The sequence below is a fragment of the Exiguobacterium sp. genome, assembly GCF_020832205.1.
Classification (GTDB): domain Bacteria; phylum Bacillota; class Bacilli; order Exiguobacteriales; family Exiguobacteriaceae; genus Exiguobacterium.
The window spans coordinates 1-21,202 of sequence record NZ_JAFIFD010000014.1; the positions used below are offsets into that span (position 1 = coordinate 1).

Here is a 21,202-nt window from a genome sequence, read left to right on the forward strand (position 1 = left end):
CGCGTGCTTCTAATGCTTCGCCCCACACCGCGACCGTCTCTTCAGCCACAGCCGCAGCCATCCCCACCGGTTCCGTAGCTTCGACACGATCCGCTTCGCTTGCTTCTACTGCGTCGACAGACTCCGGTGCCGTCTCTGCAGACACTTCCTCATCCATCGCCACCGGTTCGACAGCTTCGACACGATCGGCTTCGCTTACTTCTTCTGCTTCGACCGACTCCGGTGCCATAGCTTCGACAGCTTCGCTTGCTTCTGCTTCGTCGACTGACTCCGGTGCCATAACTTCAGACACTTCCGCATCGATTGCCACCGGTTCTGCAGCTCCCACACGATCAGCTTGGCTTTCTTTTGCTGAGTGGATCGACTCGAGCACCGTCTCTTCAGCACTCATCTGTTCCGGCTCAGCCTCGATCGGGGGTGTCGCTTCTGTTTCGTCTACAGTCGGTTCCTCGACCGGTTTTGAATCTTCTAGAACGACACGTTCTTGAGATAACGTATCGTTAAACAGAGTCGTCCGGTCAAACTTATCAACGGCCGCAGACCGCTCCGAGACGAAAGGCTCAGACGTCGATGCTGACGGCACGTCCCGCTCCGTTACGGTCTCATGCGGATCGCTCGTGAAGTCAGTTCTCGTCTCAGGGGAGTGTTCGGTCGGTAAATTGATTTTCGGTTTCGGGCGCGCGTATCCGTAAATCGGTGACGGTACATCCGTCGGGACGAACTCGTCAGGTGGATCAATTTTTGGAACAGGCGCAGCTTTCTTCCCTTCTTGGGACAGTTCACGTCGAATACGATCAGCTTGTTGTTTCAATGAACGTTCATATGCATCCATACTAGATTCCTCGCTTTTTCACTCAATCCTATTTAGCAAAAAATCGGTCGAGTTTAGCGACCGATTTCAAATGCTTTCCCTACTTCATATTCGTCATCTAACACCAAAATCCCTTTTTCTTGCGGAGCATCCGGTAAGTTCAACTCACGGGCCGAACAAATCATTCCTTGCGAACTTTCACCTCGAAGTTTAGACGGTCGAATGATCAATCCCGACGGCATGACCGCACCAGGTTTCGCGACGACGACTTTTTGGCCGGTCGCAACGTTCGGTGCGCCACAGACGATTTGCACCGTCCCTTGGTCGGTCTCGACTTGGCAGATTGACAGTTTGTCAGCATCCGGATGTTTTTCGGCCGACTCGACGTAACCGACGACAAACTTCGGTGTGAAGTCGACGCCAGACAAGTCTGCCTCGATATTTTGTTTACGCAAGATGACGCCGAGCGTCTCGATGAGTTCGGCTGTCAAGTCGACTGGACCGTGCCAGTCGGAGACGTTGAAATAATTACTCGCGTTGAACACGTTGTAGCCGTTCACTTTTCCATCCATCGACTTGATGATGGCCACGTCGTCTTTCCGTTCAACGACTTGGTGATGGCGATCTCCTTCTCTTAACAACACCATGAGAACGTCGCCGATTCCTTCACGGTTATAAAAAGCATTGATTTGCATACGTAAATACGCCCCTTCTTTCAAACTAGACACACATAGTTTAGCAGATTATGCGTCTGTTGGTGGGTTCTTTTTTCCAACAATAAAAATTGGTTCCAGTCCGCCGGCTTCATAGTGGAAAGCGAGCGCCGTCACCGGGATGCGTCCGTTCGTGAAAAAGTCGAACATGAGCTGTTGCATCGCGTCGTATCCTTCATCGTTTCGGATGTCGGCGATGACCAAGACGTCTTGGTGCGGGACACCGACGAGCATATCCCCTTCGATCCGACGCTCCATGACCCGTAAGAAGTCTTCATTCAAGATACGCGACGCCTCGTAGCCGTCACGCGCCGACAGAAAGTAAAACGTATTGCCAGCGACCGTATCCGTCTTCATGTCGGTCGGCAACGTTTTGATGTTCTCTAAAGCGAGCGCCTCCACGTGGGATTGGCTCATCTCTCCTAAATGACGCTCTTCGATCAACCGGTAGCCGTTACCAAGGTCGAGCGCATAAAAGATAGCGGTCTCGGCCGTATGCGGCGTCGTGACGAGCGCTTGTCCGCGCTTCGTTTCTTTCGCAAACGAGGCGGCCCGGATGACCGGGTATACGTTCGCTTCGTTTCCGGCAAGCGTGACCGTATCGTCCGCAGCGAGAGCGGTTTGAATATATTCGACCACTTCTTCGACGGCGACCTCTCCGCGCACTTTCGTTTTAGCGACGAGCGGGGCCAAACGGATGTTGACACCGAACCGGTCGTTCGTCCGTTCGATGCGAAGGACCTCGTTTTCACGATCATAAGAAGTCCGGTAACCGTCCGTAAAGCGACGTTCTATATGACGTCTCAATTCATTGCGTTCCATTCCGCTCACCCTAGCCCGTTGACGAACGCTTCGACTTGCTCAGGCGTCTTACGCTCACGGCCGACGTAACGGCCGACTTCTTGCCCCTCGTTAAAAGCGACAAAGCTCGGAATCCCAAAAATATCTAATTCTTGGGCAAGCTCGATCCACTCATCCCGATCGACGTAGTAAAACGTCCAATCTGAGAATTTCGTTTCAATCTCAGGCATGAACGGGTCCAGAAAACGGCAATCACCGCACCACGTCGCTGAGAACATGAAAATACTTTTTCCTTGCTTAGCTTCTGTATATTCCGTCATCGTTTTGAATTGTTTCATTTTCACCACTCCTGTTCTTTTTTCCCCATTCATGATAGCATATGTCCGTTCTCACATTCCGCTCTCACGTTTTGTTATAATCGAGAGCGAAGACTATTAGAAAAAGGTGACGACATGACAAAATGGACGCGGGAACAATTGAATCCTGATATGAAGCATCCGCTCGAGCAACTCGTCGGTGTCATCGGCATGCTCGCCATTCTCCGCTATGGATACTTATTTATTGATACAGATAAAACACGTTCAGAAATTTTAATTTGGCTCGTCGTCGGTTTCGCCGTCATTTACGTCGTCGAACAGGCGTTGAAAAAAGCAGCCCGCTACTTGCCGATCGTGCGTAAACGGTTTCTCATTCCGATTTACGTCGTCCTCCTCACTTTGTTTTTGGCAAGTTTCCGCGTTCCGCGCGAGACGGTCGAAACGGTCCGTCAGTTTTTCGGATGGTAAACAAAAAGCGTCCTCGTTGGACGCTTTTTTTGTTTAGTATTCGATTTTCATGTCGTTCGGTCGAATCCGGTTCATCCGGGCAAGCACTTGATAGACGGCAAAACTTAGAATCGCCGGTCCGATGATTAGAAAACCAAAGACGACAATGACTGTATGCCAACTGAAGCCCATCGTCTCGAGCATGACGATCGGGCCGACGAGACCGCTCGTCCCCATCCCGGCTCCCGCCGCCACGCTTTCTAGTTCAAACAGCAAGATGGCAATCGGTGCCAACACGGCACCGGCAAGTGTCGGCGGAAGTAAGATCCACGGGTTTTTCACGACGTTTCCGACTTGAAGCATCGACGTCCCGATTCCTTGGGCGATCGCCCCGCCGATTCCATTGTCCCGGTAACTCGTGACAGCGAAACCGATCATCTGCGCCGCACAGCCGACCGTCGCAGCGCCGGCGGCGACACCGCTCAGCCCGAGCATTAGAGCGATGGCCGCACTCGATATCGGTGCCGTCAACGCGAGCCCCATGAGGGTCGCCACGACGACGCCCATGAAGAGCGGTTGTTGCTCGGTCCCCCATTCGATCCACGTCCCGAGTTGGGTCATGAACAGGCCGACATACTTTCCAATATACGTCGCACTCACGTAACCGACCGCGATCGTCGTAAACGGGGTGACGAGAATATCAAGCTTCGTCGACTTGGAGACGAGTTTTGCCACTTCGACGGCGAGCAACGTTGCCACATAACTGCCGGCCGGGCCGAACTCATAGCCGAACGACCCGACGACGAGCGCCGAGAACAAGATGAGCGGCGGGGCCTGCAGGGCATAGGCGATCGCGATGCCGATCGCCGGACCGGTCAAACCGATGGCGACGTCGCCAATGGCGATGAGCGTCGTACCGAAATTGCCGATCGCCGCTTCCTCCAACTGTCCGCCAATCGTCTTCATGATCAGCCCGATAATCAGCGTGCTGAACAAACCGAGCGCCATATAACTGAGCGCCGTCACAAAATACAAGGACGGGCTTAACGTGATGCCTTTTCTCTTGAGCATGGAACTTCCTCTTTTCATTGTCTTGTCAGGCGTAAAGTTCATGTCTTCACACGTTTTTTAGTATAAGCATTTTCGAGCAAATAGCAATAAAAAAAACGCCACTTGTACAGTGACGTTTTTGAGTCAACGGGACGCGCGCAACGTCTCCATCGTCGAGCGATCGAGCCGTTTGACGAGTGCCTTCAAGAGCGCTTTCGCCGCATCGTAATCGTCCGTATGGAGAATCGAGGCGTGCGTGTGGATGTAGCGGGCCGCCACGCCGATGACGGCTGTCGGGACACCTTGACCGCTCAAGTGGATCCGTCCGGCGTCCGTACCGCCCGGTGAGACGAAGTATTGTGTTTTAATGTTTTCATCTGATGCCGTATCGAGCAGGAAGTCACGCATCTCAGGTGACATGACCATCACACGGTCGAGGATCCGGATGAGCGCCCCTTCCCCAAGTTGCCCGAACTCGGTCTTGTTTCCGGACGCATCGTTCGCCGGCGACGCATCGAGCACGAGAGCGACGTCCGGTTGAATCATCTCGGCAGCCGTCTGGGCGCCGCGAAGCCCGACTTCTTCTTGTACGGTCGCACCCGAGAACAAGATGTTCGGATGATCCGCTTTCGTCGTTTCTTCTAAAAGTTCGACAGCAAGACCGACACCGTAGCGGTTGTCCCACGCTTTTGCCATGATCTTTTTCGGATGATGGAGCGGTGTGAACTCGCTTGACGGAATGGCCGGAAGACCCGGACGAACGCCCCAAGACTCGGCCTCTTCTTTCGAGTCGGCCCCGATGTCGATGAACATCTGTTTGATTTCCATCGGTTTGTTCATCGCGTCCGGTCCGAGCAAGTGCGGCGGTGTCGAGGCGACGACGCCAGGGATTTTCCCTTCCGCTGTCACAATGTCAAATCGTTGGGCCATGAGCACTTGGTTCCACCAGCCGCCGAGTGGTTGTATGTAAAGCATGCCGTTGTCTGTGATCCTTGTCACCATGAACGCGACTTCATCCATATGGCCGGCGACCATGATCCGCGGTCCGGACTCATCTCCGACCCGTTTCCCGAAAATCGAGCCGATACCGTCCGTCATGATTTCATCGACGTGCGGCGTGATGCGGTCTCGCACAAAACTGCGCACTTCCGACTCAAAACCTGGGGCCCCTGGTAGTTCGGTCAGCGTCTTGAATAAATCTCTCGTTTTTTGTTCCATCTGTCTCATCCTTTCAACCGTTGTGCAACCATTATATACAGAACTTTTCGCTAGAAGCGAATGCTTTTCATTCCAATGGGGTACAGGTTTTGGTACGATGTACATGATAGCCACAGTTCAAGGGGAGGTAGTCATATGAAGAAAAGGTATTGGTTAGTTGGAATCGGGGTCGCTGTCGTTGCCGCACTTATGACGAAAAAAGTATTAGATGAACGAAGCTTATCGGCCGAGGATGCGCTCGAATATACGAAACGCGCATTTTCAGCCAAAGGTCACGTCCAAGGAGCATGGATCTCGGCATCTCCTGAGGTTTATACTTACGACGGCCGCGAATATGATGTCTTCAAAGGCGGCATTTCTGTACTTGAGAACGACGAAGAGAAGACGTACCAATTCACCGTCGACTCAGAGACAGGCGCTTTACTCGAATATGCATGACCGAAACCGGCGAGGAATCGCCGGTTTTTTTGTTTAATCTGGGGAAAAGAGTGGAAAAATGTAATTGGTACTTTTTAAATTCGAAAAGGAGTGATCTCACGTGAAAAAACTGATCGGTGAGGCAAATGAGCTTGTATCGCAAATGGTCGAAGGGATGGTCCACGCTCATCCTGACGTGTACGGTCGTGTTGAAGGGGTAAACGTCATCTGTCGAGCAGATGGCGCGAAATCCGGAAAAGTCGGTCTCGTCTCTGGTGGGGGCAGCGGTCACGAACCCGCTCATGCCGGTTATGTTGGCGATGGGATGCTCGACGCCGCCGTCTGCGGTGAAGTGTTCACGTCCCCAACGCCAGACATGGTGCTTGAAGGCATCAAAGCAGCGGATGGTGGGAACGGGGTCCTCCTCGTCGTGAAAAACTACGCAGGCGACGTCATGAACTTCGAACTCGCGGCCGAACTCGCCGACGCCGAAGGGATCAAAGTCGATCACGTCGTCGTTGCAGATGACGTCGCCATTTCGAACAAAGACGACCGCCGCGGCGTCGCAGGGACAGTATTCGTTCATAAAGCCGCAGGCGCGGCAGCAGCGAGCGGCAAATCGCTCGAAGAAGTCAAAGCCGTCGCCGAAAAAGTCGCAGCAAACGTCCGCTCTATGGGGATGGCCGTCGAACCGTGCTACATGCCAGTGAGCGGAAAACCAGGCTTCGACTTGAACGAAGAAGAGATGGAAATCGGAATCGGGATTCACGGCGAACGCGGGGTCGAGCGGAAGCCGACGACGGGCGTCGACTCAATCGTAGACGACCTCCTCGATCACTTGAAGAAGGAAGTCGAGCCTGGTGAAGTCGCCGTCATGGTCAACGGGATGGGCGGTACTCCGCTGTCTGAGCTGTATGTGACGTATCACTTCGTCGCTAAAAAATTGGAGGCGGCCGGCTATACGTTGAAGCGGAAATATGTCGGGAACTACATGACCTCGCTCGAGATGCACGGCTTCTCCATCACGCTATTACCGCTCGATGATGAAATCACGAATTATCTCGATGCGCCTTCAGCGGCCCACGGCTTTAAAATTTGATAAATGAGGTGTTGATCGCATGCTAACGATAGACGGATTGAAAGAAGCGCTACGGAACGCCCAATCAGAAATCGAGGCGAACAAAGATACACTGACCGACCTAGACCGAGCAATCGGTGACGGCGATCACGGAATCAACATGTCACGCGGGTTCGAGGCGGTCGCTTCCGTACTCGATGACGACTACGATTCACTCGGCGCTTTAAGCAAGAAAGTCGGGATGACGCTCATGGCGAAAGTCGGCGGAGCGGCCGGTCCGCTCTACGGCTCTGCGTTCGTCAAAGCGGCGACGGCGTTCGGTGAGGCCAAGGAAGCCGATTTCACGCTCGTCAAGTCCGCCCTCGAAGAAGGCGCGGCCGCCATCAAGGCACGTGGAAAGTCGGAAGTCGGCCAAAAAACGATGGTCGATGTATGGGAGCCGTTCTTGAACGAATTGAACGATGCGGACGATTACGCCGCGAAACTTGACCAACTCGTCCAAGATACGGAAGACATGAAAGCGACGAAAGGACGCGCCTCTTACTTCGGTGACAACTCCCGCGGCACGATCGATCCTGGAGCGATGTCAAGCGCCATCGTGTTGAAAGCCATCATGAAGGAGGTCGGTTAACATCGTCGAGCTCATTATCGTCTCCCATAGTGCGAAAATCGCCGAAGGGATTCAAGACTTGTTAAAAGAAATGGCCCCGGCCGTGCCGATTCATCTGGCCGGTGGTCTTGAGGATGGGACGATCGGGACGGACGTCAACCGCATTCTCGAAGTCGTCGAGCAAGTGGACGAAGCCGCGCTCATCTTGTCCGACATCGGTTCGGCGACGATGAACGCCGAGCTCGCCCTCGACTTATATGAAGGTGACAAAGACGTCCAATTTTATGACGGGCCAATCGTCGAGAGCGCCTTCGTCGCCGCCGTCTCCGCAGGAAACGGGATGAACCTCGAGCAAATTATGGAACAATTGAAACATGAGACATAAAAAAAGAGCCAATCGGCTCTTTTTTTAGCGTGGATGATCATTTTTTTCGTAAACCGGGTTCATGTATTCCGTCGTCGAGTAGAAACGTGGTACGACGAAGAACAAGATGAGTGCTGGCACCGCAATCAAGAGTAACATGATCAAGACTGGCAACCAGTAGACGACTTTTTGTCCGAGCATGTCGATGTTCGCATCTGCAAACTCAGGAGCACCTTCGACTTCGCCGAGGTCGGCCGTCGCTAAAATCTTGTTGTCGGTCGCATCAAAGTAATGGAACTCTGTTTTACGCGTGATGAAGATGCCGTCACGGATCGTGTCGAGCTCGACGACCGCTGCAATGATCTCATTACCGTTCGAATGAGTGAGCGTCTCTTGCTTGATGATTTCCGCCGTTCCTTCTTTGTAGTCATAATGCGTTGCCTTCAAGTCCTCTTCTAGGGCGTCCAAGAACGCCTCGTTAGCCGAGGTATTAAGTGGTGCGATTGTTAGAATGAAGATTACTGCAAGCAGGCTTGCCCATGCTTTTTTCAACATCCCCATGTTCCCCCTTCTCTAATTCCAATTTAGCGTCATTCCTATTGTACCAAGAAGAAAGAAAAAAGTGTGAAGAAAATGCTATTAAAATAAGAAAAAAGCGTGTCAAATTTTCGGGCGGAACGCGGCCTCCATCCGATAAATCGGCTGTCCCATTGCGCTGAAGCGCTCTTCGTACTCGGTCCGGACGTTGTCTGCCGGCTCGTTTACGTGAAGATCGAGTGAAATGTCTGTGAAGTACATGCCGTACTGGCTCATACTTTCGAGCGAGTATTCGAACAAGCCGCGGTTATCCGTTTTGAAGTGGATTTCGCCACCGCGTGGCAAGACCGCCTCGTACGTCGCAAGGAACGTCTTATACGTCAACCGGCGCTTCGCGTGACGCGTCTTCGGCCACGGGTCCGAGAAGTTCAAGTAGACGCGGTCGACTTCTCCGGCATCGAAGTACTCGACGAGTTGTTTCGCGTCGACCGTCAATACCCGTACGTTCGGCATCGGTGTGTCGACAAGCTTTTGGACGATCGAGACGGCGACGCTCTCGAATAGCTCGATTGCGATAAAATTGACGTCGGGATGTTGTTTGGCCATCCCTAAGATAAATTGCCCTTTCCCTGACCCGACCTCGATAAAGAGCGGGTGGTCGTTGCCGAACTCGGTTGCCCAGTTCCCTTTCAACGACGCTGGATCGGTGATGAAGACGTGTTCTTGAGCTTGCATATAGTCTTTCGCCCAAGGTTTGTGGCGTAATCGCATGAAAATCCTACCTTTCGTTCATGAAATGTTCAAAGTTGTTCTGACTGTGCCGCTTCAAGCGAGCAGTCCCCTTGCGATTATACACGAAATCATTGTTTAATGAACGTATATCATCCTTCGTAGGAGGTTAGATCGATGAGCACGTTGGACCAATTCTTAATTTTTTATGCGGCCCCGTTGACTTTTTTCACCGCTGTCATCGCGACGTTCGTATGGGCGTTCTTTATGAAACCTGATGATGTATAAAGCATATTGAAAGGGATGACCCAATCTTGGGCCATCCCTTTTTTCTATTTCCATTCGTCCGCTTCGTCGAGAAGTTCTTGCAAGACGGCAAGCCCTTCTTGACGCTCCATCTCACTCTGCTCGCCATAAATCGTGAGCACCGTCTGGGCGATGGCGTACCAGTGCATTCGGTCGCGCAACGTCTGGGTCAACGTGACCCCGTATTGCCGGAACCATTCTTCCCAATCCGTTTCATCGACATAACTGTAAAGCACCATCGCCAAATCAAACGCGCGGTCCGCGATGATGGCGTCATCCCAGTCCGTTAAATACAATTGACCGGACTCGTCTTCAATCCAATTATTATGGTTCAAGTCCGAGTGGCAGACGACGAGTTCGTGCTCGTCATCGACCGGGCGGTGACTCATCAGCCATTGAACCGCCTCGTCAATCGTCTCGTTCGACTCGTCTTGTCCGTAAGCGGCACATTGCCGAAGCAACAGTTCGGACGTCACCGGTGCATGATGCAATTGTTGTAACATGAACAATAGCTCTTTCGAATGATGAATTTTCCCAAGCTGGGCAGCCACATCGGGTCGGTTCATGTCGTCCGGGGACAACTCTCGACCTTCGATGAACTGTTGAGCGCTTAGGACATCACCGTTGAACATCCGCTTCGTCCATAACAATTTCGGGACGATGCCTTCGGCGGATAAAATCGCTAAAAACGGAGACGAGTTCCGCTTGACGAAAATTTTCTGTTGGCGCGTCGTCGCCACATATGCCTCGCCTGTGATTCCACCTGCCGAGGCAACCGTCCACTCCTCGCCGAGCGCACCGATTATATCTGAATACATATTCATCACGCTCAAATCTCATAAGAAATTAAAAAGATACAATCACCATATTAACACGCGATAATCGTCATTGACAACGACTCGACTTGAATCTCATCCGGATGGCGGGCAATCGGTGTGAGGCTCGCCCGCTCCCCTTGCACGTAGACGTTCCATTCCCCGTCGGCATGGAACGTGACGTCACCATGCGTTCCGTTCAAATAGACACGCACCCGTTGCCAAGCATCGTAGGAGTGGCTCGCCGTCACTTCATAGGCGATGACGCCGGGTGGAGACGGGAGAAACTTGAACTGTTCCATGACTTTTTGCCGGGTGTCGTACCGGAAACATGTATGACGACGCCGTAATTTAAGCAGCGTCTTTACATACTCGACCTCATCGAGCCGTTCATCGCGCAAATCCCAGTCAAAGTGGTTGATTCGGTCCGGGGCGTTGTAACTATTTTCGACCCCTTGTTTCGTCCGTCCGAACTCTTGGCCGGCATGTAAAAACGGGACGCCTTGTGACGTGATGACGACGGCCGTCGCAAAACGTTGCATGCGCAGCCGGGTCGCCTCATCCGCCTCTTCACAGGCGAGCTGAAGCTTGTCGTACGTCGTGTAGTTGTCATGTGCCTCGACGTAATTGATCGTGTATTGAGGACTCGGGAAACGACCGACCGTCACGTTCGGGATTTGGACCGCGCCGGTGAGACATTCCCGCAACTCCCATTCGCGCCATTCGTTCCCAGAGACGAACCCTTGCTCTCGGTCATTGAACGTCGATCCTTTGAGCGCGTCGCGCATCATGTCGTTGAAATGACCGATTCTTGGCATGTGGGCCGCATTGTGGGACGTGGCTTTCACAGACGGGCTTAGCGGTGTCGCCAAATCCCATCCTTCCCCGTAGATGAGGATCGACCGGTCAATTTTATCGAGTGCTGCCCGGACTTGGTTCATCGTCTCGACGTCGTGGATGCCCATCAAGTCAAACCGGAAACCGTCCACGTTGTAAGTAGCTGCGAAATACGTGACGCAATCGACGATCATGCGGCGCATCATATAGCGTTCGGAGGCGGTGTCATTCCCGACACCGGTCCCGTTCGCGACCGTCCCGTCATGTTCATAACGGAAATAATAGTACGGGACGAGAGCCTCGAGGGACGATTGCTCCCGGACGTAGACGTGGTTCATGACGACGTCGACGACGACCCGGAGCCCGGACCGATGCAAATCAGAGACGAGCTTGGCGTATTCCGACACCCGGGCGAGCGGCGCGCTCGGGTCCGAGGCGTAACTTCCCTCGAGGGCGAACCAATGGACCGGGTCGTATCCCCAGTTGTACGGCATGCGCGTCAATTCATCGACACTGCCGAAGTCATGTACCGGTAACAGCTGTACGTGCGTGATGCCAAGTTCTTTTATATAGTCAAGGCCCGCACTGTGGCCGGCGTTCGTGGAAACCCCTGTCTCAGCGACGCTTCCGTATAACCCTTTCAACCAGCTCGTCGATGACGGATGGCTCGTGAAATCCCGGATATGGAGTTCATAGATGACGGCATCGGTCGCTTTCCTTAACGGGGGCCGTTCGACTGTCTCGACGTTTTGGGCGATATGCGTTTCGACATCGACCAATACGCCAAATTCGCCATTCACACTGACGGCTTTCGCGTAAGGGTCGACGACGTCGTTCGTTTCAACCGGCGTTTTGACGTGAAGACGATAGAGCAATCCTTCGTACAGCCGGGGAATTTCGGCGTGCCAGACCCCGCGAGCTTGCCTCGTCATACGGAAGCGCTCGATTTCACGATTTGTCGTCTCATCATGCACCGTCACCCAAATCGAGAAGGCGACCGGCGACCAGACGAACGCCTCGATGTCGGTCGCCCCAAAGACGAGGCCGAGCGGTCCATCATAGGCGTATCGACGCTCGAACTCTTCGGTCTGAACGATTTCTCTCGGAACGACGACGATCGTTTTATGGCCTGGATGAAAGACCGTGTAGACGGTTTCTAGCGAGACGGGCCGCATCAATTTCAAGTCACGTTCAATCATTCCTGTTTCCGTCCATCTCTCCTGGACGACCGCATACTCGATCGGGCGGCCGTTCTGCTCGATTTGAACGGGAATGGCAACATATTCAGGGACGACTTCCAGCCGGATCAGTTCGAACGACAAAAGCGAGGCCCGTTCGATTGTCGCATGCGTTGTCGTTTGCTGGTCTGGTGTGTGATACATACGTGTTCCATCCTCTCCTACCTACTGGTCCAAAAATTGTCGAAACGGCATCTGTGCTGTCTGATCTAGTAGTGTCGCCACATCTCGAATTTGTTGGGCTTTGACGATCGGCGCCCGCCCGTTCACTTGTTTCATCCACTGGGCATAATCTGACCGGGAAACGAACTGGGTCGTGCTGGACGTAGGGACGTGATCGAAATAGCCGTTCGGGGCCACCGTAACTTTTTGGAAAACCCCGTCATAGGACGGAAGAAACTGACGAACGATCTCTTCTGTGCGCGTCAATGCGATAAGCGGATTGACTACACGGTTATTTTCCCCTTTGAGCGGTTGATGAATCCACGTCTTCTCTTTTGAGATGTGGTAAATGCTCCGGTCACCGTCAAGCCATTCCACCATATAAATGTGGGACGGACCGATGATCAGATGACTCAGTTCCACGGTCGCCCCGTTCCAATGGACGACAGGACGATACATGAAGAAGTGTTTGTCGTTCCACTCCGAAAGCATTTGCCGATACCCGTACTCGCGCAGAAACGCCAACATCGGGACGTCCGCTTCTGTTGCTCCTTCACAGGCGAATTGCAGTTTTTGAATCCGGCGCCTTGCTGTCAACATCGCTTGAAACTGCGTATCGGTCAGCGGCGTCGGATCCAACTCGATCCGTTCCATGCGGCGCCAAAACTTCCACCACGGGTTCTCGAACTCGATGACTTCCGGCGGATTCAAACGATTCAACTCATGAAGACGCTGCAGGCGTGCCGTGTCCGACTCCACGTATTCTTGGTAACGATTGTACTGGTCTAAAACGTTTCGTTCATATTTTGAGATTACGTCAAAAATTTTAATCGGGATCGCCATGTGTCCTCCTCTGAACGCGTTAGCGGGAATACATCAATCGCCTCATAAGCAGGTTTATGACTCGGATTGATTCGATATAGCACGACGGCGTCGATCATTTCTTTGATCGTAAACGCCGGAGCGACGTGAGGCACGATTGTCCCGCTGTCCCATTTCTTGGCGAGTGTCACATGCGGGACGAACGGCTTCCGGTCGAGCGCCGGAATGTCTTCAGACAATTGCCCGCGTAATTCACTCACAAACGTCATGAGCGCCGGCTCCGGTTCCGGCACAATCGTCAGCACACGCGGACGGTCCGGACGGCCGAAGTGATCCAACTGTTGAAACGTCAACGTGAACGGCGCCGTCTTGTCCGTCACGCGTTTCGTGATTTCTCGCACCGCCTCAACTTGGTCATCGTCCAACGCGCCTAAAAACTGAAGGGTTACGTGAAATTCGTCAGGTCGATATATGCGGTGATACGAATAATACGGCAATACCTCTCGTTGAATCCGTTCAAATTCAACGGACTCGATCGGCAACGCCAAAAAGTAATGCGTCGACATCGGCCTCACCCTTTCCTTTGGAACCGTCGCAGCCCCAAGAATAAAATCGCGCCTGCGAAGCTGACCGCAGTGTACATCCAAAATACACCGATGATGCTGTTATATTCAATAATAATTCCGCTAAGCTGGTTGAATCCAGCCGTCGCCAAGCCCGACGTGAGCGCCATGTACACACCGATCGCCGTCGACGTGACGTTCTTGCTGACGAGGCTGCGAACGAACTGGAGGCCGACAGGAATGAGCAAGCCGACGACGAGCCCTTGAACGATTGCGAGCAACCAGACGACCCAAAGTGGCGGTTCAAGCGCCAACCACCCGTTGCGCAACGCCGAAATGAAAGCGGCGCCTGCTAACACGTTCACTGTCCCGAGTCGAAAGACGATTTGATGGGCAACTTTCATGAACGGGATCTCACAAAGGACGGCGACTAAAAATAACGTTCCGATGAGCGTCGTCGAGCCGCCGATGCTCGTCACATATATCCCGAAGTAATAGTTGTTCGCATAAATCGGGCCGAAGACGAGCATCCCGCCGATGAGAAACGCGACGAACTGTTTGTTCCAGACGGCTGACCAAGCGAACGGCGCGACCGCGGTCGAGCGCGGGGTCTCGACTTCAGAGATTTGTCTCAACACGACGCTCCCGATCAGAAGCACGATGGCGCTGAGTAGAAACGTGCTCGACAACCCCCACGCCGTATCGGAGATTCGGCCCATCATAAAAACGGCAATCGCAAATCCGGCCGAACCGTACAGACGAATGGCTCCGTAATCAATTTTAGCACGGGCCGTATAGTCGAGCGTCATCATATCGACGAGCGGGATGTGGGCACATTGGAACACCGACCAGGCGACCATCAATAGGACGATCCAAACGTAAGCCGTCGCAAACAAGAACGTAATCGACAATGCGGCCGCCCCGATCATCGCGAGCACGAGCCAAGCCCGCACACGACCGGTCCGGTCTGCGAGCATGCCCCAAAGCGGTTGGACCCCGATGGAGAGAATCGGTAAAATGGCCACGATCGTCCCGACCTCGCTCGGGGACAAATCGAACCGAGCCTGCGAGAAGAACAAGGCCATATATGGGATCAGTGCACCTTGGGCGAAGAATATAGCGACATAGATGGATTGAAATAAACGTTTTTGCTGGTTCACAACAAACTTCCTTCCTAACAGACAGAGAGCTGACCAGTTCAGTCAGCTCTCTGAGTCTTTTCATTTAGCGAGCTCATAGATGGCTTCCGCATAAATCGCGGCCGCCCGTAACAAATCTTCAATTTCCATATATTCATCGACTTGGTGCGCGACGTCTTTCGCGCCCGGGAACAAGGCGCCGAACGCGACACCAGCTTCGAGCGAACGGGCGTACGTCCCGCCACCGATCGCCATCAAGTTGGCCGATTCGCCCGTCTGCCGCTCATAGACGGCAGCCAACGTCTTCACGAGCGGATGGTCTTCTGCCACGTGATGCGGCGGCATATGATGACGTGTCGTTAACTCGAAACCGAACGACAACGCGATTTCTTTCAAGTTTTGCAAACGTTCCGTGAACTTAGCCGTGTACGGGTAGCGAATGTTGATCGTCGCCGTCCGTTCTTGCTCATTGTAACGGAACACGCCTCCGTTGACGGTCAAATCACCCGTCTCATCACTCGCCTCGATTCCGAGCGAGATGCCCCGCGAGTCGGCGAACACGTGACGGATGAACTCGATGTAGCGCTCGCCTTGGATGTCGAGCGAGAGTGGTAATAAGAAGCCGGCAAGCACGTATGCCGCATTCACACCATTGTCGGGCTCCATCGCGTGGGCCGCCACCCCTTTCATCGTGAACGTGTACTCGCCTCGGTCGTATACACACGTCCCGTCCGCTTCATACTTCTCTAAGTACGCTTCAAACTTCTCTTCTAAGACATCGTCCGTCTTTAACACGGCGGTCGCAAAATCAGGTACCATGTTCGGCCGCTCACCACTCATGAACGAGCGTAACTGATACTTCGTTTCCGGGGCGCGTTGAATCGGTACTTGCTTCAACACACCGTCATACAGCCCTTTCTCGGCATTGATGATCGGGAAATCAGCATCCGGGGCAAACCCGTACGTTGGCATTTCTTCTTGTTTGAAATATTCCCGGACGCAGCGCCATTCGCTTTCCTCATCGCAGCCGGCAATGAGCCGGACACGTTTTGAGAGCGGTAAGCCGAGCTCTTTGACGATTTTCAGTCCGTAATAGGCGGCGAGCGTCGGGCCTTTGTCGTCGTTACTTCCGCGGGCGTAGATCTTGCCATCAACGATCGTCGGATTGAACGCCCCATACGTCCACCCTTCACCGGCCGGTACGACATCCAAATGGCATAGAATCCCGACGAGTTCCTCGCCTGCGCCATATTCTAGATGACCCGCATAACCGTTCACATCTTTCGTCGCGAACCCATCGCGCTGACCGAGCTCAAGCATGTAGTCGAGGGCGCGACGCACTTCAGGACCGAACGGCTCGTTCGGCCCGACCTTCGATTCGTCGAGGACGCTCGGGATTTGAAGCAACCCTTTCAAATCGTCCAGAAACGCCTCTTTTCGTGCATCGATTTCCTGTCTCCAGTTCATGTTAATCTCCCCTTTACGAATGTACTCTCCCTTACTAGTATATCCAAATGTTAGAAAGACGAACATTCATTTCGAAAATATTTTTTCGTTCGTCTTTTAGCTTGAATAGAATCGTTTTACAATTTCTTCATTCGATATTTACGTTCATAACAACAACTTTACAATTCGATTGTTCGTGCTTTTCACTTGCAATTATTCATCAGAGCGTTATACTAAAGGTGTAATTTTAGAAAATACCAATTTCATATTTCATTTTGTCGTCCGTAGGTTTTGTCTTTCATCATTCTACGCATTGGGAGGTCATCCAATGAAAGGTTCAACAGATCGTATGCTAACCCGTATTAAGTCGATTTATTTGTTTATTAATGAGAGGGAATGCGTTACCACTTCAGAACTAGTAGAAGAGTTCGGGATCACATCACGCACGGTACAGCGTGATTTGAACGTACTTGAATACAACAATCTTGTTGAAAGCCCGAGCCGCGGCACGTGGACATCTTCAAAACGTTCGCTTAAAACGGCAAACTGAATAAAAATTACGAGGGATCCTGTGAACGGGATCCTTTTTTTTGCACAAAAAAGAACCTATGGATATCGCTCCATAGGCTCTTTTGTTCACGTGATGAGTTGGTCCACTTCCGAATCGGTCAGTTCCCGGTACTCTCCCGGGGCGAGCGCACGGTCGAGTTCGAGCGGACCGATTTGGACGCGCTCGAGTTGTTCGACGTGCTTGCCGACAGCTGCAACCATCCGCTTCACTTGATGATACTTTCCTTCTGACAACGTCAGACGAATCGTCGAGCGGCGTCCGTCCCGGCTAAGCACTTCGAGTCGGGCCGGTTTCGTCGTATATCCGTCCTCTAACTCGACGCCTTCGGCAAAACGGCGGACGTCGTCGACCGTCATCTCGCCATCGACCTCGGCAATGTACACTTTGTCGACGTGCTTACGCGGTGACATGAGCGCATGATTGAACGCTCCGTCATTCGTCAAGAGCAACAACCCTGTCGTGTCTTTATCAAGACGTCCGACCGGGAACAACTCGTAGTGGGCATACGACGGATCGATCAACTCGATCACCGTCGATTCGACCTTGTCTTCAGTCGCACTGACGACACCGCTCGGTTTGTTCATCATCAAGTAGACGAACGGACGATACTCGACCACTTCACCTTGAACGGTCACTCGTTCCGTCTCTAGATTGACTTGCCGTTTGGCGTCTTTGACGAGTTCGTCATCGATGCGGACGACCCCTTGTTTCAGTAAAATCTTGACGTCTTTCCGTGAGCCGTAACCCATATTCGCTAACAATTTATCAATCCGCATTAGTTCTTCCTCCGATATTGGAATCGTTTTCCTAACAGCTTTCCTGCCAAGTGGCTGCGCCAGCCGAGATAACCGTAGACGACGAGGCCGAGGCCGAAGCCGACGAACGTCGCCCATATATCATTGCCCCAGCTCGGTTCATCGTTCAACGTGACGAACAACGAACCGTACACGACGATGAACATCGCCGCTCCCATCGCAAACATGAGCATCGTCCGACGCAACAACTGTTTGTATGGGAAGTGAAGCGCTCGTTGAATTTTCCACACCATGAGGATGATGGCGACGACATACCCGGCAATCGTCGCGTAGCCGGCCCCGATTCCGCCGAGCATGTAGACGAACGGCACGTTCAAGGCGACTTTGGCGAGAAGTCCCATCGCCGTCGCGAAGATTGTGAAGTACTGCCGGTTGATCCCTTGCAAAATCGCCGCTGCCACCGAGTAGTAAGCGAGGAAAAAGGCACTCGGCGCATAGTGAAGCAAATAGACCCATCCTTCACGGTCGCGCGGGAACAGCGTCCCGAAAAGCGGTTCCGACAAAGCGACGAGCCCGATGACAGCCGGAATCGTCACGAAAAATGACACTTGGAAAATATGGTTCACTTGGTCGCGAACTTTTGTCATGTCGCCGTGTGTGAACGACCGAGTGACGAGCGGGATCGTCGCCATCGACACACTGGCCGCGATCGACACTGGAATCAAGACGATCTTATGGGCGTTCCCGGTCAAGAAACCGAACGCCGACGTCGCCTCGGACACCGTCTTACCGGAATTGAGGAGCGTGTTGACCATCGTCAATTGATCGACGAACTGATAGAGCGGTGTCGACAGCCCGACCATGACGATCGGGATTGAGTAGCTGAGCAGCTCGAGCAATAGCGACTTCATCGAACGGACCGGTGTCCCGGCAGGATTTTCAGTCTGGCGATGAATGTCTTTTCGTCTGCGCCAGTACATCGCGAGAACGATGAAACTTCCGATTGCACCGATGAACGCACTGAACGTCGCAATCGTGACGGCGAGCACTTTCAGCCCATTCAATTCGGTCGTCTCGACCGCCCCGGTCCCGCCGAGTGTTTCGGCGAGTGGGCGGACGAGGTTCGAGTCAGATAAGACGAACAAGACGAGCATCGTTCCGCTAAGCAAGAATAAGATGCGAACGATTTGTTCGATGACCTGGGAAATCGCGGTCGGAGCCATATCTTGATGTCCTTGGAAATAACCGCGGACCATACTCATCGCCGGGATGAGCAAGAGCGCGAAACTGACGCTTCGCGTGACGAGTGTCAGGGAGTCGACGTACTGTTGGTTGTTGTCTGAGTTACGTACCATGAGCTCAGAGAGCCACGGGGCCGCAAAAAACAATACTAAAAACGCGACGACACCGGTCACGAGCATGAGCTTCATCCCTTGACGGAACAAGCGCTGACTCGTCCCATACTCACCGAGCGCATTGTATTTAGCAATGAATTTCGAGACGGCGACCGGGATGCCCGCCGTCGAGATGGCGATCATGAGTGCGTAATACGTATACGCTGCCTGATAGAGCGTGACGCCGGCAATCCCGACCATCGCTTGGAACGGGAACGTATACAACAGTCCGAGCATCCGGGAAATCAAATTCCCGGCGGATAAAAGGAGCGTTCCTTTGACGAAGGACTCTCTTCCTGAATCTTGTTTGACGCTTGATGACATGCGTTACCTCCATCTATTCGGTTCTTCATAAAATGACTTCGTTTTACAAAACAACTGTTTCTCATTATACTCTTACTGTTGCGGATAATAAAGTTACGATAATTTTACCAATAGAAACGAGGTACACCACCATGAAAGACGTCATCGTCATCGGAGGAGGGCCGAGCGGCCTTATGGCGACTTACGCCGCCGCCAAAGCCGGCGCCAATACGCTCCTCATCGACAAAGGCACAAAACTCGGGCGCAAGCTCGCCATTTCAGGCGGCGGACGTTGTAACGTGACGAACCGAAAACCGGTCGACGAACTCGTCCAGTTCATCCCCGGAAACGGTCGCTTCCTTTACAGCGCCCTCGCCCAGTTCGACAATCAGTCGATCATCGACTTGTTCACTGGATTCGGCATTCCGTTAAAAGAAGAAGACAACGGCCGGATGTTCCCGGTGACCGATAAGGCACAAGACGTCGTCAATACGCTCTTACGCGCCATCACCGACCTCGGTGTCGACATTCGAAAAAATGCCAAAGTGAAGACGCTCCATTTTAATGAAGCGAACGAGTTCATCGCCGTCGAGCTCGAAGATGGGGAACGCATCGAAGCGAACGCCTGTGTCATGGCCGTCGGCGGTCAATCCGTCCCCCATACCGGCTCGACCGGTGACGGTTATCCGTGGGCCGAGAAAGCCGGCCACACGATCACCGAGCTGTTCCCGACCGAAGTGCCGATCGTGTTGAACGACGCCTTCATTGGCACAAAAGAGCTGCAAGGGCTGTCGCTTCGAGACGTCGCTCTGACCGTTCACGGCAAAAAAGGAAAACCGATCAAGACGCATCGAGGGGACATGATATTCACCCACTTCGGTGTCTCCGGTCCGATCGCCTTGCGTTGCAGCCAGTATACGATCAAAGAACGGAAGCGCAGCAAAGAGCGCATCGTCCTGCTCTCTCTCGACTTATTCCCGGACATGACGCGCGACGAGCTGTACCAAGAATTATGGAAGCAAGTCCAAGCCCAACCAAAACGTGCCGTCAAAAACGTCTGGAAAGGGTTCATCCCGGAACGAATGCTCGACTTGTTGCTCGCTTCCCTTTCATTTGGCGAAGAAGACGCGAGCCAGTTGAAAAAACAGTCGGTCATCGACTTCGCGACCGGTCTGAAGACGTTCGAACTTCACGCAACCGGGACGCTCGATTTTGACAAGGCGTTCGTCACAGGCGGCGGCGTCTCCGTGAAAGAAGTCGCCCCGCAAACGATGATGTCGAAGAAAGCGCCCGGCCTCTTCTTTGCCGGTGAAGTGCTCGACATCCATGGTTACACCGGCGGTTATAACATCACCGCCGCTTTCACGACCGGACATTGTGCCGGATCGCATGCGGCACAATTTTCTGCCGTCGGGACGAAATAAGAGCGCGTGGTCAAATTGACCACACGCTCTTATTTTTTGGCCATCTGACGGAGCACCTCGGCCTCGAGTTCAGGCTCTGGCGGCATCCACCCTTCAGGCTTCATGATTTTATTATCAGATTCACGCAAAATCGGCTTCCCGTCCGGACCGAGTTTCGCCATGTTGGCCCGTTGCACGATTTCAAACAACGGGACCGGGTCGAGACCGAGTTCGACGAAACTTCCCATGACAAAGTAGAGGGCGTGGGGGAAAGCGGGGGCCGTTCCCCCCCGCCCGTGGACCTTGGTTGGGGGGGGGGGGTGGTTTTTAGCCAGTTTGAGCCCCGGTTTAAAAAC

The 21,202-nt window shown here is 53.1% G+C and carries 25 protein-coding genes; 8 read left to right on the forward strand and 17 right to left on the reverse strand.

The features are described 5' to 3' along the window. The 4 genes from JJU47_RS03140 to JJU47_RS03155 all read right to left on the reverse strand — a co-directional run. Window positions 1-832, reverse strand: an 832-nt coding sequence (locus JJU47_RS03140) for a hypothetical protein (protein ID WP_228616120.1), incomplete at its 3' end; no start/stop codon positions are given. A gap of 53 nt (window positions 833-885) precedes the next feature. Beyond that, window positions 886-1,506 carry a YtpR family tRNA-binding protein gene (ytpR, locus tag JJU47_RS03145; RefSeq protein WP_228616122.1) on the reverse strand — a complete coding sequence of 207 codons (621 nt, stop codon included), beginning with the start codon at window positions 1,504-1,506 and terminating at the stop codon, window positions 886-888. A 48-nt stretch (window positions 1,507-1,554) separates the two neighbouring features. Further along, window positions 1,555-2,346 (reverse strand): DUF1444 family protein, encoded by a 792-nt coding sequence (locus JJU47_RS03150; protein WP_228616124.1) that lies wholly within the window; start codon window positions 2,344-2,346, stop codon window positions 1,555-1,557. A 5-nt stretch (window positions 2,347-2,351) separates the two neighbouring features. Further along, window positions 2,352-2,663 carry a thioredoxin family protein gene (locus JJU47_RS03155; protein ID WP_228616126.1) on the reverse strand — a complete coding sequence of 104 codons (312 nt, stop codon included), beginning with the start codon at window positions 2,661-2,663 and terminating at the stop codon, window positions 2,352-2,354. 114 nt (window positions 2,664-2,777) lie between these two features. Here JJU47_RS03155 and JJU47_RS03160 point away from each other — a divergent pair, with 114 nt between their 5' ends. Beyond that, complete coding sequence (locus JJU47_RS03160) at window positions 2,778-3,110, forward strand: hypothetical protein (RefSeq protein ID WP_228616128.1); 333 nt, start codon at window positions 2,778-2,780, stop codon at window positions 3,108-3,110. Between the two features lie 33 nt (window positions 3,111-3,143). Here JJU47_RS03160 and JJU47_RS03165 read toward each other — a convergent pair whose 3' ends face one another. Continuing rightward, entirely contained in the window at window positions 3,144-4,160 is a 1,017-nt protein-coding gene (locus JJU47_RS03165) for a PTS sugar transporter subunit IIC (protein WP_228616130.1), read from the reverse strand. A gap of 123 nt (window positions 4,161-4,283) precedes the next feature. Continuing rightward, window positions 4,284-5,357, reverse strand: a complete 1,074-nt coding sequence (locus JJU47_RS03170; protein WP_228616132.1) for a M42 family metallopeptidase — start codon at window positions 5,355-5,357, stop codon at window positions 4,284-4,286. Between the two features lie 135 nt (window positions 5,358-5,492). On the opposite strand from JJU47_RS03170, the gene JJU47_RS03175 reads away from it, so the two are divergent. The 4 genes from JJU47_RS03175 (at window position 5,493) to dhaM (ending at window position 7,847) form a co-directional block, all read left to right on the forward strand. Beyond that, window positions 5,493-5,795, forward strand: a complete 303-nt coding sequence (locus JJU47_RS03175; RefSeq protein ID WP_024371334.1) for a PepSY domain-containing protein — start codon at window positions 5,493-5,495, stop codon at window positions 5,793-5,795. A 100-nt stretch (window positions 5,796-5,895) separates the two neighbouring features. Beyond that, window positions 5,896-6,873, forward strand: a complete 978-nt coding sequence (dhaK, locus tag JJU47_RS03180; protein WP_228616134.1) for a dihydroxyacetone kinase subunit DhaK — start codon at window positions 5,896-5,898, stop codon at window positions 6,871-6,873. Window positions 6,874-6,892: 19 nt separating this feature from the next. Continuing rightward, window positions 6,893-7,483, forward strand: coding sequence for a dihydroxyacetone kinase subunit DhaL (dhaL, locus tag JJU47_RS03185; protein ID WP_228616136.1), 591 nt, complete (start codon window positions 6,893-6,895; stop codon window positions 7,481-7,483). A gap of 16 nt (window positions 7,484-7,499) precedes the next feature. After that, window positions 7,500-7,847 (forward strand): dihydroxyacetone kinase phosphoryl donor subunit DhaM, encoded by a 348-nt coding sequence (gene dhaM / locus JJU47_RS03190; protein WP_366511929.1) that lies wholly within the window; start codon window positions 7,500-7,502, stop codon window positions 7,845-7,847. Window positions 7,848-7,871: 24 nt separating this feature from the next. Here the strand turns inward: dhaM and JJU47_RS03195 are convergent, their stop codons facing one another. Together JJU47_RS03195 and trmB are read right to left on the reverse strand one after the other, a co-directional pair. Next, complete coding sequence (locus JJU47_RS03195; RefSeq protein ID WP_228616139.1) at window positions 7,872-8,381, reverse strand: hypothetical protein; 510 nt, start codon at window positions 8,379-8,381, stop codon at window positions 7,872-7,874. Window positions 8,382-8,486: 105 nt separating this feature from the next. Then, window positions 8,487-9,134 (reverse strand): tRNA (guanosine(46)-N7)-methyltransferase TrmB, encoded by a 648-nt coding sequence (trmB, locus tag JJU47_RS03200; protein ID WP_228616141.1) that lies wholly within the window; start codon window positions 9,132-9,134, stop codon window positions 8,487-8,489. A 135-nt stretch (window positions 9,135-9,269) separates the two neighbouring features. Between trmB and JJU47_RS14725 the strand changes: the two genes are divergently transcribed. Then, window positions 9,270-9,380 (forward strand): cytochrome bd oxidase small subunit CydS, encoded by a 111-nt coding sequence (locus JJU47_RS14725; protein WP_409632744.1) that lies wholly within the window; start codon window positions 9,270-9,272, stop codon window positions 9,378-9,380. Window positions 9,381-9,424: 44 nt separating this feature from the next. Here JJU47_RS14725 and JJU47_RS03205 read toward each other — a convergent pair whose 3' ends face one another. The 6 genes from JJU47_RS03205 to pepV are packed head-to-tail and all read right to left on the reverse strand — an operon-like array spanning window position 9,425 to window position 16,441. Beyond that, a complete protein-coding gene (locus JJU47_RS03205; protein ID WP_228616162.1) occupies window positions 9,425-10,216 on the reverse strand; it encodes a phosphotransferase family protein in 792 nt (263 codons plus the stop codon). A gap of 50 nt (window positions 10,217-10,266) precedes the next feature. Next, window positions 10,267-12,432, reverse strand: a complete 2,166-nt coding sequence (pulA, locus tag JJU47_RS03210; protein ID WP_228616143.1) for a type I pullulanase — start codon at window positions 12,430-12,432, stop codon at window positions 10,267-10,269. 21 nt (window positions 12,433-12,453) lie between these two features. Beyond that, window positions 12,454-13,293: an NERD domain-containing protein gene (locus JJU47_RS03215; protein ID WP_228616145.1), complete on the reverse strand. Its 840-nt coding sequence runs from the start codon at window positions 13,291-13,293 to the stop codon at window positions 12,454-12,456. Next, a complete protein-coding gene (gene thpR, locus JJU47_RS03220) occupies window positions 13,263-13,838 on the reverse strand; it encodes an RNA 2',3'-cyclic phosphodiesterase (RefSeq protein ID WP_228616147.1) in 576 nt (191 codons plus the stop codon). The genes JJU47_RS03215 and thpR overlap by 31 nt, the downstream gene beginning before the upstream one ends. 5 nt (window positions 13,839-13,843) lie before the next feature. Beyond that, a complete protein-coding gene (locus tag JJU47_RS03225) occupies window positions 13,844-14,995 on the reverse strand; it encodes an MFS transporter (RefSeq protein ID WP_228616149.1) in 1,152 nt (383 codons plus the stop codon). A gap of 60 nt (window positions 14,996-15,055) precedes the next feature. Continuing rightward, window positions 15,056-16,441 carry a dipeptidase PepV gene (gene pepV, locus JJU47_RS03230; RefSeq protein ID WP_228616151.1) on the reverse strand — a complete coding sequence of 462 codons (1,386 nt, stop codon included), beginning with the start codon at window positions 16,439-16,441 and terminating at the stop codon, window positions 15,056-15,058. Between the two features lie 307 nt (window positions 16,442-16,748). Between pepV and JJU47_RS03235 the strand changes: the two genes are divergently transcribed. Beyond that, complete coding sequence (locus JJU47_RS03235) at window positions 16,749-16,970, forward strand: DeoR family transcriptional regulator (protein WP_081637897.1); 222 nt, start codon at window positions 16,749-16,751, stop codon at window positions 16,968-16,970. 86 nt (window positions 16,971-17,056) lie between these two features. Here JJU47_RS03235 and JJU47_RS03240 read toward each other — a convergent pair whose 3' ends face one another. Beyond that, on the reverse strand, window positions 17,057-17,767 hold the full coding sequence (locus JJU47_RS03240) for a pseudouridine synthase (protein ID WP_228616153.1): 711 nt from the start codon (window positions 17,765-17,767) through the stop codon (window positions 17,057-17,059). Continuing rightward, complete coding sequence (locus tag JJU47_RS03245) at window positions 17,767-19,464, reverse strand: putative polysaccharide biosynthesis protein (protein ID WP_228616156.1); 1,698 nt, start codon at window positions 19,462-19,464, stop codon at window positions 17,767-17,769. The genes JJU47_RS03240 and JJU47_RS03245 overlap by 1 nt, the downstream gene beginning before the upstream one ends. Window positions 19,465-19,595: 131 nt before the next feature. Between JJU47_RS03245 and JJU47_RS03250 the strand changes: the two genes are divergently transcribed. Continuing rightward, window positions 19,596-20,867: a BaiN/RdsA family NAD(P)/FAD-dependent oxidoreductase gene (locus JJU47_RS03250; protein ID WP_228616158.1), complete on the forward strand. Its 1,272-nt coding sequence runs from the start codon at window positions 19,596-19,598 to the stop codon at window positions 20,865-20,867. Between the two features lie 29 nt (window positions 20,868-20,896). On the opposite strand, the gene JJU47_RS03255 is transcribed toward JJU47_RS03250, so the two are convergent. Next, on the reverse strand, window positions 20,897-21,202 hold a 306-nt coding region (locus JJU47_RS03255; protein ID WP_483298116.1), incomplete at its 5' end, for a nucleoside triphosphate pyrophosphohydrolase family protein.

Excerpts from the sequence above, each read along its gene's own strand:
- JJU47_RS14725 (WP_409632744.1), top strand. The coding sequence starts at position 9,270 with ATGAGCACGTTGGACCAATTCTTAATTTTTTATGCGGCCCCGTTGACT.
- pepV (WP_228616151.1), bottom strand. The coding sequence starts at position 16,441 with ATGAACTGGAGACAGGAAATCGATGCACGAAAAGAGGCGTTTCTGGAC.
- JJU47_RS03215 (WP_228616145.1), bottom strand. The coding sequence starts at position 13,293 with ATGGCGATCCCGATTAAAATTTTTGACGTAATCTCAAAATATGAACGA.
- JJU47_RS03155 (WP_228616126.1), bottom strand. The coding sequence starts at position 2,663 with ATGAAACAATTCAAAACGATGACGGAATATACAGAAGCTAAGCAAGGA.
- JJU47_RS03165 (WP_228616130.1), bottom strand. The coding sequence starts at position 4,160 with ATGCTCAAGAGAAAAGGCATCACGTTAAGCCCGTCCTTGTATTTTGTG.
- JJU47_RS03170 (WP_228616132.1), bottom strand. The coding sequence starts at position 5,357 with ATGGAACAAAAAACGAGAGATTTATTCAAGACGCTGACCGAACTACCA.
- JJU47_RS03175 (WP_024371334.1), top strand. The coding sequence starts at position 5,493 with ATGAAGAAAAGGTATTGGTTAGTTGGAATCGGGGTCGCTGTCGTTGCC.
- JJU47_RS03245 (WP_228616156.1), bottom strand. The coding sequence starts at position 19,464 with ATGTCATCAAGCGTCAAACAAGATTCAGGAAGAGAGTCCTTCGTCAAA.
- JJU47_RS03195 (WP_228616139.1), bottom strand. The coding sequence starts at position 8,381 with ATGTTGAAAAAAGCATGGGCAAGCCTGCTTGCAGTAATCTTCATTCTA.
- ytpR (WP_228616122.1), bottom strand. The coding sequence starts at position 1,506 with ATGCAAATCAATGCTTTTTATAACCGTGAAGGAATCGGCGACGTTCTC.
- thpR (WP_228616147.1), bottom strand. The coding sequence starts at position 13,838 with ATGTCGACGCATTACTTTTTGGCGTTGCCGATCGAGTCCGTTGAATTT.
- JJU47_RS03150 (WP_228616124.1), bottom strand. The coding sequence starts at position 2,346 with ATGGAACGCAATGAATTGAGACGTCATATAGAACGTCGCTTTACGGAC.
- JJU47_RS03240 (WP_228616153.1), bottom strand. The coding sequence starts at position 17,767 with ATGCGGATTGATAAATTGTTAGCGAATATGGGTTACGGCTCACGGAAA.
- JJU47_RS03250 (WP_228616158.1), top strand. The coding sequence starts at position 19,596 with ATGAAAGACGTCATCGTCATCGGAGGAGGGCCGAGCGGCCTTATGGCG.
- dhaL (WP_228616136.1), top strand. The coding sequence starts at position 6,893 with ATGCTAACGATAGACGGATTGAAAGAAGCGCTACGGAACGCCCAATCA.
- JJU47_RS03235 (WP_081637897.1), top strand. The coding sequence starts at position 16,749 with ATGAAAGGTTCAACAGATCGTATGCTAACCCGTATTAAGTCGATTTAT.
- trmB (WP_228616141.1), bottom strand. The coding sequence starts at position 9,134 with ATGCGATTACGCCACAAACCTTGGGCGAAAGACTATATGCAAGCTCAA.
- JJU47_RS03205 (WP_228616162.1), bottom strand. The coding sequence starts at position 10,216 with ATGTATTCAGATATAATCGGTGCGCTCGGCGAGGAGTGGACGGTTGCC.
- JJU47_RS03160 (WP_228616128.1), top strand. The coding sequence starts at position 2,778 with ATGACAAAATGGACGCGGGAACAATTGAATCCTGATATGAAGCATCCG.
- pulA (WP_228616143.1), bottom strand. The coding sequence starts at position 12,432 with ATGTATCACACACCAGACCAGCAAACGACAACGCATGCGACAATCGAA.